Annotated in this window: 12 protein-coding genes; 2 read left to right on the forward strand and 10 right to left on the reverse strand. The window is 69.8% G+C overall.

Translation table 11 applies throughout. From position 1 onward, the window contains the following. Positions 1-97 precede the first annotated feature (97 nt). The 5 genes from glmS to U4Y91_RS21190 form a co-directional block, all read right to left on the reverse strand. On the reverse strand, positions 98-1,915 hold the full coding sequence (glmS, locus tag U4Y91_RS21170; protein WP_044849089.1) for a glutamine--fructose-6-phosphate transaminase (isomerizing): 1,818 nt from the start codon (positions 1,913-1,915) through the stop codon (positions 98-100). Between the two features lie 54 nt (positions 1,916-1,969). Further along, a complete protein-coding gene (gene glmU, locus U4Y91_RS21175) occupies positions 1,970-3,331 on the reverse strand; it encodes a bifunctional UDP-N-acetylglucosamine diphosphorylase/glucosamine-1-phosphate N-acetyltransferase GlmU (RefSeq protein ID WP_321806727.1) in 1,362 nt (453 codons plus the stop codon). Between the two features lie 135 nt (positions 3,332-3,466). Further along, entirely contained in the window at positions 3,467-4,462 is a 996-nt protein-coding gene (gene ttcA / locus U4Y91_RS21180; RefSeq protein WP_321806728.1) for a tRNA 2-thiocytidine(32) synthetase TtcA, read from the reverse strand. Further along, positions 4,459-4,863: a dihydroneopterin aldolase gene (locus U4Y91_RS21185; protein WP_321806729.1), complete on the reverse strand. Its 405-nt coding sequence runs from the start codon at positions 4,861-4,863 to the stop codon at positions 4,459-4,461. Before U4Y91_RS21185 ends, ttcA begins: the two co-directional genes overlap by 4 nt. A gap of 54 nt (positions 4,864-4,917) precedes the next feature. Further along, on the reverse strand, positions 4,918-5,661 hold the full coding sequence (locus tag U4Y91_RS21190; RefSeq protein ID WP_321806730.1) for an SDR family oxidoreductase: 744 nt from the start codon (positions 5,659-5,661) through the stop codon (positions 4,918-4,920). Positions 5,662-5,674: 13 nt separating this feature from the next. Here U4Y91_RS21190 and U4Y91_RS21195 point away from each other — a divergent pair, with 13 nt between their 5' ends. Both U4Y91_RS21195 and U4Y91_RS21200 read left to right on the forward strand, forming a co-directional pair. Next, a complete protein-coding gene (locus U4Y91_RS21195; protein WP_321806731.1) occupies positions 5,675-6,865 on the forward strand; it encodes a class I SAM-dependent methyltransferase in 1,191 nt (396 codons plus the stop codon). 12 nt (positions 6,866-6,877) lie between these two features. Next, positions 6,878-7,072: a DUF2905 domain-containing protein gene (locus tag U4Y91_RS21200; RefSeq protein WP_044849083.1), complete on the forward strand. Its 195-nt coding sequence runs from the start codon at positions 6,878-6,880 to the stop codon at positions 7,070-7,072. A gap of 102 nt (positions 7,073-7,174) precedes the next feature. On the opposite strand, the gene U4Y91_RS21205 is transcribed toward U4Y91_RS21200, so the two are convergent. The 5 genes from U4Y91_RS21205 to U4Y91_RS21225 form a co-directional block, all read right to left on the reverse strand. Further along, positions 7,175-7,396, reverse strand: a complete 222-nt coding sequence (locus U4Y91_RS21205) for a hypothetical protein (RefSeq protein ID WP_321806732.1) — start codon at positions 7,394-7,396, stop codon at positions 7,175-7,177. A 98-nt stretch (positions 7,397-7,494) separates the two neighbouring features. Beyond that, on the reverse strand, positions 7,495-8,403 hold the full coding sequence (locus U4Y91_RS21210) for a carbohydrate kinase (RefSeq protein ID WP_321806733.1): 909 nt from the start codon (positions 8,401-8,403) through the stop codon (positions 7,495-7,497). Further along, positions 8,400-9,680, reverse strand: a complete 1,281-nt coding sequence (locus U4Y91_RS21215; RefSeq protein WP_321806734.1) for an AGE family epimerase/isomerase — start codon at positions 9,678-9,680, stop codon at positions 8,400-8,402. Before U4Y91_RS21215 ends, U4Y91_RS21210 begins: the two co-directional genes overlap by 4 nt. Beyond that, positions 9,677-10,696, reverse strand: coding sequence for a LacI family DNA-binding transcriptional regulator (locus U4Y91_RS21220; RefSeq protein WP_321806735.1), 1,020 nt, complete (start codon positions 10,694-10,696; stop codon positions 9,677-9,679). The genes U4Y91_RS21215 and U4Y91_RS21220 overlap by 4 nt, the downstream gene beginning before the upstream one ends. Before the next feature lie 351 nt (positions 10,697-11,047). Continuing rightward, on the reverse strand, positions 11,048-12,886 hold the full coding sequence (locus U4Y91_RS21225) for a phosphodiesterase (protein WP_321806736.1): 1,839 nt from the start codon (positions 12,884-12,886) through the stop codon (positions 11,048-11,050). Positions 12,887-12,922: the final 36 nt, after the last annotated feature.

The raw sequence follows: 12,922 nt of genomic DNA on the forward strand, positions 1-12,922 counted from the left end.
TCGAGTTAGCACAGGATTATATACCACTACGTGGTACATATTTCGACCTGGCCGAATGGCCTGCTTCACGCCGATACGCAGCCCGGACGGGCCGGCGTTACTCCACCGTCACCGACTTCGCGAGGTTGCGCGGCTTGTCGACGTCGGTGCCACGCGCGCACGCGGTGTGATACGCGAGCAGCTGCAGCGGCACGACGTGCAGGATCGGCGACAACTGCCCGTAGTGTTCCGGCATCCGGATCACGTGCAGGCCGTCGTCGTTGACGATCTGCGTGTCGGCATCCGCGAACACGTACAGCTCGCCGCCGCGCGCGCGCACTTCCTGCATGTTCGACTTCAGCTTCTCGAGCAGCGTGTCGTTCGGCGCGACCGTGACGACCGGCATCGCTTCCGTGACGAGCGCGAGCGGCCCGTGCTTCAGTTCGCCGGCCGGGTAGGCCTCCGCGTGGATGTACGAGATTTCCTTCAGCTTCAGCGCGCCTTCAAGCGCGATCGGGTAGTGCAGCCCGCGGCCGAGGAACAGCGCGTTTTCCTTGCGCGCGAATTCTTCCGACCATGCAATGATCTGCGGCTCGAGCGCGAGCACGCTGTTCAGCGCGGCCGGCAGGTGGCGCAGCTCCTTCAGGAATTGCGCTTCCTGCGCGGCGTCGACGTGCCCGCGCAGCTTGCCGAGCGTCGCGGCCAGCACGAACAGCGCGACGAGCTGGGTCGTGAACGCCTTGGTCGACGCGACGCCGATCTCAGTGCCCGCGTGCGTCAGGAACTGCATCTCGGTGAGGCGCACCATCGCGCTCGTCGCGACGTTGCACACCGCGAGCGTATGCGTGTGGCCGAGCGACTGCGCGTGCTTGAGCGCGGCGAGCGTGTCGGCCGTCTCGCCCGACTGCGAGATCACCAGCACCAGCTGGCGCGGGTTCGGCACCGACTCGCGGTAACGGTATTCGCTCGCGATCTCGACCTGGGTCGGAATCTTCGCGATCGATTCGAGCCAGTACTTCGCGGTGAGGCCCGAGTAGTAGCTCGTGCCGCACGCGAGGATCAGCAGGCTGTCGATGTCCGCGAACGCGGCGGGGGCCGCGTCGCCGAACAGCGTCGCGTCGAACGCTTCGGTTTGCGGCACCGTGTCGCTGATCGCGCGCGGCTGCTCGAAGATTTCCTTCTGCATGAAGTGGCGATACGGGCCCAGCTCGACCGCGCCGCCGTACGCGCTGACCACGCGGATCTCGCGCTGCGCGAGCGCGCCGTGGCGGTCGACGATCTTCACGCCGTCGAGCGACAGCTCGCACACGTCGCCTTCCTCGAGGAACGTGAAATGGTCGGTGCTGCCGGCCAGCGCCAGTGCGTCGGAGGCGAGGAAGTTCTCGCCGTCGCCGTGGCCGACGACGAGCGGCGAACCCTGGCGCGCACCGACGACGATGTGCGGCTGGTCCTTGTGGGTCACCGCGATCGCATACGCGCCGTGCAGCTGCTGCACGGCTTCGCGCACGGCCTCGAACAGGTCGCCGCGATACAGGCTGTGCACGAGGTGCGCGATCACTTCGGTGTCGGTCTGCGACACGAATTCGTAGCCCTTTGCGCGCAGCGCGTCGCGCAGCGTCTCGAAGTTCTCGATGATGCCGTTGTGCACCAGCGCGAGCGCGTTCGACGAGAAGATCGGGTGTGCGTTGTGCGTGACGGGCGCGCCGTGCGTCGCCCAGCGCGTGTGCGCGACGCCGGTCGTGCCTTCGAGGTGCGATTCCTGCACCTGCGCGTCGAGATCGGCGACGCGCGCGACGCTGCGAGCGCGCTTCGGCGCGTCCGGCTCGAGCACGGCGACGCCGCACGAGTCGTAGCCACGGTATTCGAGGCGCCGCAATCCTTCGATCAGCACCGGAACGATATTACGCTGCGCAACTGCGCCGACAATGCCGCACATGAATGGTCAATCCTGTAAGTCGACGCGGGCGCCGTTCGGGCGCCCGCAAAAGGTTCAGCTCTTTTTCTTGACCGGGCGGACGTAGCCGCTCTTCGCGGTCTGCGTCTTCTCGTTCAAGGCGAGGACGCCCTCGGCGACGTCCTTCCAGATCGTCGTGCCGGCCGCGATCGTCACGCCGCGGCCGACGCGCACCGGCGCGACGAGCTGCGTGTCCGAGCCGACGAACACGTCGTCCTCGATCACGGTGCGGAACTTGTTCGCGCCGTCGTAGTTGCAGGTGATCGTGCCCGCGCCGATGTTCACGCGCGCGCCGATGTCGGCGTCGCCGATGTAGGTCAGGTGGTTCGCCTTCGAACCGTGGCCGATCACCGCGTTCTTCACCTCGACGAAGTTGCCGACGTGCGCTTCGTCCGCGAGCTGCGCGCCCGGGCGCAGCCGCGCGTACGGGCCGATCACGGTGTTCGCGCCGAGTTCGGCGCCGTCGATGTGCGTGAACGCGTCGATGCGCGTGCCCGTGCCGATCGACGCGTTGCGGATCACGCAGTTCGCGCCGATCGTCACGTTGTCGGCGAGCGTCACGTTGCCTTCGAACACGCAGTTCACGTCGATCGACACGTCGCGGCCGCAGCGCAGCGTGCCGCGCACGTCGAGGCGCGCCGGATCGGCGAGCGTGACGCCGTCGACGAGCAGCGCATCGGCGACGTTGCGCTGATGGATGCGCTCGAGTTCCGCGAGCTGTGCCTTGCTGTTTACGCCGAGCGTTTCCCAATCCTCGTCGGGCTGCGCCGTGACGATCTCGAAGCCGGCCTCGATCGCGAGCTCGACGACGTCGGTCAGGTAGTACTCGCCCTGCGCGTTCTCGTTCTTCAGCGCGCCGAGCCACATCGACAGCTGGGCCGTCGGCGTGACGATGATGCCGGTGTTGATCTCGGCGATCTTCAGTTGCTCGGGCGACGCATCCTTCTGCTCGACGATGCGCGTGACGAAGCCGGACGCGTCGCGCACGATGCGGCCGTAGCCGGTCGGATCGTCGAGCGTGACCGTCAGAATCCCGTAGCGGCCCTCGCGCGCGGCGTCGACGAGACGCCGCAGCGTCGACGCGCGGGTGAGCGGCACGTCGCCATACAGCACCAGCGTCGGTTGCGCGGGGTCGAGCAGCGGCAGCGCCTGGCGTACCGCGTGGCCGGTGCCGAGCTGCTCGGCCTGTACCGCGAACTGGACGTCGGGCGCGGCGACGGCGGCCTGGACCTGCTCGGCGCCATGACCGACGACTACGACGAGCCGCGACGGCTGCAGCGTGCGCGCGGTGGCGATGACGTGGGAGAGGAGCGGCCTGCCGGCCAGGGGATGGAGCACTTTCGGCAGCGCGGAACGCATGCGCTTGCCGGTGCCTGCCGCCAAAATCACGATATTCATGGCGCCAGCTTGTCAGAGGAGTTCGAAGCTGTCCATTTTAGCATGCGGCCCCTGGCGTTCCGGGCCTGTCGCGACGGGGCGACAGTGCCGGAACAGGGGGCTTGCGCCCCGCGCCGGCGGGTGTTCCGGCCCTGCTTACAGGTCGTCGAACTGGACGATCGAGATCGGCTTCGCGGCACCCGGCACGGCGGTGTCTTCGCCGGACGCGCACGGCTCCTCGTCGAACGCGATGTCGCCCTGCGGATCGGCTTCTCCGGTCGCGCGCAGCGACGCGAACGGGAACTGGGTCGTATCCATCAGGTGCGACGGCACGACGTTCGAGAGTGCGCTGAACATGTTGTCGACGCGGCCCGGGAAGCGCTTGTCCCATTCGCGGATCAGCGCCTTCATTTCCGCGCGCTTCAGGTTCGGCTGGCTGCCGCACAGGTTGCACGGGATGATCGGGAATTCGCGCAGTTCCGCGTATTTCTCGAGATCGGTTTCCTTCACGTACGCGAGCGGGCGGATCACGACGTTCTTGCCGTCGTCCGACTGCAGCTTCGGCGGCATCCCCTTCAGCTTGCCGCCGTAGAACATGTTGAGCAGCAGGGTTTGCAGGATGTCGTCGCGGTGGTGGCCGAGCGCGATCTTGGTCGCGCCGAGCTCGCCGGCCACGCGGTACAGGATCCCGCGGCGCAGCCGCGAGCACAGCGAGCAGGTGGTCTTGCCTTCGGGCACGAGCCGCTTGACGATGCTGTAGGTGTCCTGGTTCTCGATATGGAACGGCACGCCGATCTGCGTCAGGTACTCGGGCAGCACGTGCTCGGGGAAGCCCGGCTGCTTCTGGTCGAGGTTGACCGCGACGATGTCGAAGTCGATCGGCGCGCGCTCGCGCAGGCGCAGCAGCACGTCGAGCATCGCGTAGCTGTCCTTGCCGCCCGACAGGCACACCATCACCCTGTCGCCCTGCTCGATCATGTTGTAGTCGCCGATCGCCTGGCCGACCTGGCGCACGATCCGCTTGAACAGCTTGTTGTTCTCGTACGCTTCCTTCTGCTCGCGGCGCGTCAGCAGGCGGCGGCCGGTGTCGGCAACGGTGGCTTCGATGGCGGCGCCATCGGCCGCCGTGTCGTTCATGTGGGGGGCGTTCATGCGCGCTCCTCGTCCTTGATGCGAAAGACTTCGACGCCGACGGCGTCGCAGTCCGGATAGGCGTCCGGTTTCTCGGTACAGACGCGTACCGCGCGCACGCTGTCGTGCGCCAGCAGGTTCGCGGCGATCGCGTCGCACAGCGTTTCCTGCAGGTGGATGTGGCCGCGCGCCAGGCACTGCGCGACGCTCTGCTTCATCAGGTCGTAGTCGACGACTTCATGCAGCCGGTCGTCGACGGGGGTCGACTGGGCGAGCGGCACGAACAGGTCGATGTTGATGACGACGCGCTGCTCGCCGCGCTTCTCGTGTTCGAAGGCCCCGATGTTGATGTGCACCTCGTAGTCGCGCAGGTAGAGCCTGCGGCAGTCCGCGAGGCGGGGGTGCAGGAGAGCGGAAAACATGGTCGTCCCAGTCAAATTGGCGTGCATTCACGCAAAGCGGCGCGGGCCGCGGCTTCAGTCATTCGGGCCGGCGGCGGGCGGCACCAGGTGCTCGCCGCCGTCGACGGTCAGCGTCGCGCCCGTGACGCCGGGCGCGCTCGCGAGATAGCAGGCCGCCGCCGCGATGTCGTTCGCGTGCGGCGCGTGGCCGCGCACGAGCGCCGCGACGCGCACCTTCGGCGCGAGCGCCAGCGCGAGCGCCGAGGTCGCGCGGTTCAGCGCGGCCTGCATCAGCGCGTGCGACAGCTGCGCCGGCGCCGGGTGAAACAGGGCCTGATCCAGCACGTGGATCACGCAGGCGCGCAGCGATTCGTCGTCGCGCGCGGCGTTGGGCGTCGCGTCGGCGAGCGCGCGGGCCAGCGCGAGCGGCGCCGTCACGTTGCGCGCGAGCGCGCCGGCGAGCGACGCGCCATCCACGGTATGCGCGTCGTCGGTGCCGGCGCAAGCGCTCACGAACACCGAACAGGCGGGCCGGCCGAGCGCCGCGCCGCACGCGGCGACGAGCGCGGCCGCATCGGCTTCCAGGGCCAGATCGGCGTCGAGCACGGCCGCGCGGCGGCCCAGTGCGGCGACTTCGGCGACCAGCGCGTCGCCAGCCGCGCGCGGCGCGCCGGGGCTGCGCTGCAGCGCGATGTCCCAGCCGCGCCGCGCGAACGCGGTCGCGAGCGCACGGCCGAGCGACGCGGCGTCGGCCGCGCTGCCCAGCGCGCCCACGACGAGCGCGATGCGCGGGGGCGACGTATCGGCTGAAACGGTCATTTACAATGCCGGGATGAACCCGAAAGCTCACGAACCCGCTAGTTTACCTGCTCCCGGCCCTGACGCGCTCGCGCAGTCCGAAACCCTCGCCGCGCAACTGCGCGACGAGATCGCGGCGGCCGGCGGCTGGCTGCCGTTCGACCGCTTCATGGAGCGCGCGCTGTACGCGCCCGGCCTCGGCTATTACAGCGGCGGCGCGCGCAAGTTCGGGCGCCGCGCCGACGACGGCAGCGACTTCGTCACGGCCCCCGAGCTGTCGCCGCTGTTCGCGCAGACGCTCGCGAATCCTGTCGCCGACGCGCTCGCGGCGAGCGGCACGCGCCGTGTGATGGAATTCGGCGCGGGCACCGGCAAGCTCGCGGCCGGGCTGCTCGCGGCGCTTGATGCGCTCGGCGTCGAGCTCGACGAATACCTGATCGTCGACCTGTCCGGCGAACTGCGCGAACGGCAGCGCGACACGATCGCGGCGGCGGCACCGGCGCTCGCCGGGAAGGTGCGCTGGCTCGACGCGCTGCCCGAGCGCTTCGACGGCGTCGTGGTCGGCAACGAGGTGCTCGACGCGATGCCGGTGCGCCTCTTCGCCAAGGCGGGCGGCGCGTGGCGCGAGCGCGGCGTCGCGCTCGACGCGCGGCACGCGTTCGTGTTCGACGACCGGCCCGCCGGCGCGGCCGGCCTGCCGCTGGTGCTCGCGACGCTCGACGTCGACGACGGCTACGTGACCGAGACGCATGAAGCCGCGCTGGCGTTCACGCGCACCGTGTGCACGATGCTCGGGCGCGGCGCGGTGCTGCTGGTCGACTACGGCTTTCCCGCGCACGAGTACTACCACCCGCAGCGCGACCGCGGCACGCTGATGTGCCACTACCGCCACCACGCGCACGACGACGCATTCCTGTACCCGGGCCTGCAGGACATCACCGCGCACGTCGAATTCACCGGCATCTACGACGCGGGCGTCGCGACCGGCGCGGACCTGCTCGGCTACACGTCGCAGGCGCGTTTCCTGTTGAACGCGGGCATCACCGACGCGCTGGCCGCGATCGATCCGTCCGACATCCACCAGTTCCTGCCGGCCGCGAACGCGGTGCAGAAGCTGATCTCGGAAGCCGAGATGGGCGAGCTGTTCAAGGTGATCGCGTTCTCGCGCGGCATCGACGGTACGCTCGACGCATTCGCGCGCGGCGACCGCTCGCACGCGCTCTGACGGGAGCACGGGATGCTGCGCTGGCTGATGGCGTCGTTCGTCGCGGTGATGATCCTGACGCGCTGCTGGCCGTGGCTCGGCAAGTTCGGCATCGGGCGGATGCCGGGCGATGTCACGCTGACGCTCGGCGGACGGCGTTATCCGTTCCCGTTCATGTCGACGCTGGTGCTGACGATGCTGGTGTCGGTGGTGGCGCGGCTGCTCTGAGTCGCGCCGAAGACGGCGCGTCGCGACGGCGCGTCGCGGTCCGGCCGCGGCGCGCACGTGACGGGTTCGGCGCGGGGCAGCTCGTGCATTAAAGCTCGCGCGTCACAGCTCGATTTCGCCGAGGATCCGGTGCGCGAGCGCCTTCGCCTCGTCGAACGCCTCATCCTCGCTCGGACTCGTCGTGTGGACGTCGTAGCGCACGTTCTCCGTCTCGTCGCCGTCGTCCCGGGCGAGGATCACGTAGCCCTGGAACTGTCCGTTGGCAGCGTGCTGCGTATGCGCCTTGGCCGTGTAGATGCCCTTCGTGAACGTGTTCGTGTCCATCGTGCCTCTCCCGCAATAGGACACTTCATCGTAGCACTGCGGCGCAGCATGTACAGCGCCGCATATCGGCGACCGATCAGCGCGCCGTCATCATCCCGTCACCCTTCGAGCAGCGCGACGACCTCGTCGAGCGTCGGCGCGTGCGCGCCCGTGTGCCGGCATGCGGCGGCGCCCGCCGCGAGCGCGAACGCGAGATGCTCGCGCCACGACCGCTGCGGCGCGGCCATCAGGCTGAACAGCATGCCGCCGATCGACGCGTCGCCCGCGCCGACGGTGTCGACCACCTCGACGCGTGGCGGGCTGGCCTCGAGCACGTCGCCGTCCGCGTACAGCGTCGCCGCCTGCGCGCCGCGCGTGACGAGCACGGCCGCGCGCGGATTCAGCGCGCGCACCGCCGCGACCGCGTCGGGGCCGTCGCCGCCGAACAGGTGGCGCAGGTCCTCGTCGGAGACCTTGATCAGGTCGGCGAGCGCGGCCATCTTCTCCAGCGTCGGCCGGTACGCGGCCGTCATCAGGTTCCGGTAGTTCGGATCGAAGCTGATCTTCACGCCGCGCGCGTGCAGGTCGGCCGCGAGCGCGACGAGCGTGCCCGCGAGCGGTTCGCGCACCAGGCTGATGCAGCCGAAGTGCGCCCATTTCACGTGAGCGGCCCAGCCGGCCGGCAGCCGCGCCGGGTCGAACGCGAGGTCCGCGCTCGCTTCGCCGATGAAGAAGTAGGCGGGCGGCCGCGTCTCGTGGACGATCGCCAGCAGCGGCGCACGCGGGACCCGCTGCAGGAAGCGCAGGTCGAGCCCGGCGGCCTCGCTGGTGCGCCACAGCACGTCGGAGAAGCAGTCCTCGCCGATCGCGCCCGCGAGCGCGCTCGGTAGGCCGAGCCGCGCGACCGCGCGCGCGACGTTCCAGCCGGCGCCGCCCGGCACCGAGGTCCACTGCGCGTCGCCTGCGCGCACCATGTCGGTCAGGATGTCGCCCGCCGACACGAAGGCCGGAAAGGTGCCGCCGCTCATTGCGTCGGCTCGCTGCGCGCCGCGCGCGCGAGGGTCGCGAGCACGTCGTAGCACGCGCCCATCGTGTGATAGTCGGTCTTGCCGGCCGGGCTCTTCTCGTCGCTGTACTTGCGGTTGTCGCAGGTGAGGATCCGGTACCACGCGCCGTAGCGGTGATCGACGAAATGCGCCCAGCTGTAGCGCCAGATCTCGTCGTACCAATCCCAGAAACGCTCGCTGCCGGTGCGCGCGCCGAGCATCGCGGCCGCCGCGAAGGTCTCCGCCTGCACCCAGAAATACTTGTTGTGGTCGCAGATCGTGAAGTCGGGGCCGAAGCCGTAGCAGAGGCCGCCGTGATCGGCGTCCCACGCGTGCGTGAGCGCCGCGTCGAACAGCTCGGCCGCGCGCGGCACGAGCCAGTCGAGCGGGCGGTGCCGCTCCAGGATCAGCAGCAGCTTCGCCCATTCGGTCTGGTGTCCGGGCTGGAAGCCCCACGGACGGAAGATATTCGAGCTGTCTTCCTTGTTGTAGTCCCAGTCGATCGACCAGTCCGCGTGGTAGTGCTCCCACACGAGGCCGCCCGACAGCGCGGCCTGGCGCTGCGTGATGTGGGTCGCGAGCTTTTCCGCGCGGTCGAGGTAGGTGAGGTGGCCGGTCGCCTCGTACGCCGCGAGCAGCGCTTCCGTCATGTGCATGTTCGCGTTCTGGCCGCGGTACGACGACACGTTCCAGTTCGGCGTCGCGTCGTCCGCGTAGAGGCCGGCGGCCGCATCCCAGAAGCGGTGTTCGGCGAGCTCGTAGGTCGACGCGATCAGCGCGCGCGCTTCGTCGATGCCGGCCATCGTCGCATGCGCGGCGGCCAGCAGCACGAACGCGAGCCCGTAGCAATGGCGCGTGCCGTCGAGCGTCGCGTGCTTCGTGCCGTCGCGCCAGTCGAGCTCCCAGTCGTAGCCTTGCAGCGCTTCGTCCCAGTGCGCGTCGCGCAGGAAGCGCAGCCCGTGGCGCGCGTAGTCGAGATGGCGCGGATCGCCGAAATGCCGGTACGCCATCGCGTAGTTGAAGACGAACCGGCAACTGCTGACCAGGTGCCGCGACGTGCGGTTGTAGATGCTGCCGTCGTCGCGGAAATAGTGGTAGAAGCCGCCCGTCGGGTCGAACGCGTTCGTCGCGTAGAACCGCAGCGTGTCCTCGACGTGCGACAGCAGGAACGACGGATCGCGGAAGCTCGCGACGAACGGTGCCGCTTGCGCGTGGTTGGCCGGCGTGGCCGTGCGGGATTGGGCCGGGGGCATGTTCATGATTCGGTGACCGTGGCGGTATCGAGCGCCGGTGAGCCGGCGGGCTGGCTGCTGGCCCGTACGATCAGCTCGACGGGCAGGGAGATCTCGGTGCGCTCGGGGGCTTCCGCGAGCAGCAGTTCGACGCCGCAGCGGCCGAGCGCTTCCTTGTCGACGGCGAGCGTCGTGAGCGGTGGGTTCGCGTGCGCGGCGGCCGGGATGTCGTCGAAGCCGACGATCGCGATGTCTTCCGGAATCCGCACGCCGCGCGCGAGGCACACGCGCTGCGCGGCCAGCGCGGCGGCGTCGTTGTACGCGAACACGGCGTCCGGGCGCGGGCCCGGCGCGTCGAGCAACTGCTGCATCGCCCGCGCGGCGCCGGTGTCGGGGTCGAGCCCGGCGTCGATCGTCACTTCGTAGGCGGGATCGAACAGCCGCCCGGCCTCGAAGAACGCGCGCCGGTAGCCGATCGCGCGCTGCGCGATGCTGTAGTGTGCGGCCGAGCCGCCGATGAACGCGATCCGCGAGCGGCCGATCGCGAGCAGGTGGCGCATCGCGAGCGCCGCGCCCGTCGCGTTGTCGATGTTCACCGAGCGCAGGCCTGGGGCCCACAGGTCGATCAGCACGAGCGGCCGGCCGGTCGCGGCGAGCGCCTCGATCGTCTCGGGCTCGATGAAGCCGGCCACCGCGATCGCGTCGGGCGCGTGCGGGCGCATCTGGCGCAGCACGTCGTCGTTCGGGCCGACGGTAAGCAGCGTCGGCACGATGCCGCGCTCGCGGCACGCATCCTCGACGCCGTGCAGTACGTGCGAGAAGAACGGGCTGGCGGGAAAGCGGTTGTGCTGGCGGTGCAGCAGGAAGGTGAGCCGGCGGATGCGCGGCCGCAACTGGGCCGGGTCGTAGCCGAGCCGCTGCGCGATCTCGACGATGCGCGCCCGCGTGGCTTCGGACAGGCCCGGCTGGTTTTTCAGCGCGCGGGAGACGGTGCCGATCGAGACCTCTGCCGCCCGCGCTACGTCGCGAATGGTGGTGCCCATCGTTCGGGATCCGGTTTGTTTAGGGTGACGGTGATTGTATAGTAAACGCTGCGCTTAATTCGGGCCGGATAACCGGGGAATACCCGGAAATAGCGGGTTTTTGCGAGCTAATCTGCGAAAACGCCGTTACTAAAAATACTAAACAAAACGCGGAAAAGGCAAGGTAATCACGCGGAATGTGGCGGTGCCGGCAGGTGGAACGTCGGGCCCGTTCTGATGCCCGGCGTGAACGGGACGGGTGGGGCGATCGGCTGGCTGTTGCCGGGACGCGGCCCGAGCAAGCTGGCGCGGCACCGGCAACGTCGCTCGGGCGGGCTGGCGACCTGCCTGCGACCGGCAACTGCCCGCCATTCAGCCTGCCGCCGCGTGCGGCGGCCCGCCGCGATCGCGCAGTGCCGCGCGGCCCGCGTCCAGATCGACGACCGCGAGCCCGCCCGGCTGCTGTTTCGCGCGCCGCTTCGCGAGCGCCGCGACCGACGCGATCTCGTCGCTGCCGTAGCGCATCGCGCCGTTCGCGCCGGCCGGCACGCCGACCACGCCGATCGCCATCGTCACGAAGCCGAAGAACGCGGGGTTGCCGTAGCGGTCCTCGCCGCGCAACCCGCCCGCCAGCCGGTCGGCCTGCGTGTAGAAGCGCTGTGCGCCGTCGTTGAAGCGCGCGATCGCGTCGGCCGCACGCGCGTGCCAGTCGTCGCGCTGGAACAGCACGAGGAAATCGTCGCCGCCGACGTGCCCGAGAAAGTCGCGTTGCGGATCGCACACGCCGGCCAGCACCGTCGCCGCGAACTTCAGCACTTCGTCGCCTTGCCAGTAGCCGTACTGGTCGTTGAACGGCTTGAACTGGTTCAGGTCGACGTAGCACGCGTGGAAGCCGGCGTCGCGCGCCAGCAGGCGCTCGATATGCGCGCTGATCGGGATGTTGCCGGGCAGGAACGTCAGCGGATTCGCGTAGCGCGCGGCCTCGATGCGCATTTCGGTCACAGCGCGCACGAGGCTTTCGCCGGTGCCGAGCCCGATGTAGCGGCCGTGTTCGGTGATCACGAAGCCGTCCGCGAGGTAGCGCTGGTCGTGGCTCGCGAGCAGCATCGCGAGCTGCTCGACCGTCGTCGCGTTGTCGATCATCAGCGGCGCGTCGTTCGCGAACTGCAGGCACGGCTTCCTCCCGAACACCTCGCGGTGGTACGGCAGCGCGAAGCGGTCGATGAAGCCGCGCCGGTTCACGAGCGCGACCGGCCGGCCGCGTTCGACGAGTGCGACCGCGTGCAGGGCGGGCATCCGGTTGAACAGGTCGAGCACGTCGTTGCTGGTCGCGTCGCGCGGCAGTGCCGGCGCGGCGACGAGCATCTTCGCCGCGATCGTGCCGGCCGGCCGCACGGCGCGGGTCGCACCGGGAAACACCGCGATGTGCGGGGTGCGGATCGCGTCGCGCGCGGCCGGCGCGACGACCGGCGAGGGTTGCGCGTCCGGCCGGCCGAGCAGGAAGCCCTGCACGCAGCCGATGCCCATGTCGCGCACGACGAGCAGGTCGCACTCGTTCTCGATCCCTTCCGCGATCAGTTGCGCGCCGCTTGCGTGCGCGAAGTGCTGCATCGCCCTGACCGCCTCGAACTTGAGCGGATCGCGCGCGATGTCGTGGATGAAGAAGCGGTCGATCTTCACGACATCCGGGTGCAGGCGCAGCCACAGGTTCATGCTCGCGCTCGCGGTGCCGTAGTCGTCGAGCGCGAACTGGATGCCGGCGTCGCGCAGCGAGGCGACCGCCGGCCCGATGCGCGCGACGTCCGGCAGCGCGGTCTGCTCGGTCAGCTCGATCACGATGCGCTCGGCGCCGATCCGCGCCCGGACGAGCAGTTGCCGCGCGCGCTCGCGTTCACGCGCGAGTTGCAGGATCGTGCCCGCGCTGAAGTTGAGGAACAGCTTGCCGTCGCAGCCGAGCGCCGCGAATGCGTCGAGGCAGGTGCGCGCGGCCGCCTGTTCGAGCGCGACGGTCGTGCCGTCGCGGGCGGCCTGCGCGAACAGTGCGGCCGGCGGCTCGAGGTCGGTGCCGCGCGGGCCGCGGATCAGGCCTTCGTAACCGACGACCGTGCCCGACCCGAGATCGACGATCGGCTGGAACACGGCCGCGAGCGCGCGTTCCGCGATCAGGCGGGTGGTGGGGGCGGCGGACGAGTCGGGATGGGGCGCGGGCATGGACGAGGACGGCCGAGACGACGGGACGCCCGACTT

Origin of the sequence: Burkholderia sp. BCC1993, from assembly GCF_905339865.1 — a bacterium.
Classification (GTDB): Bacteria; Pseudomonadota; Gammaproteobacteria; order Burkholderiales; family Burkholderiaceae; genus Burkholderia.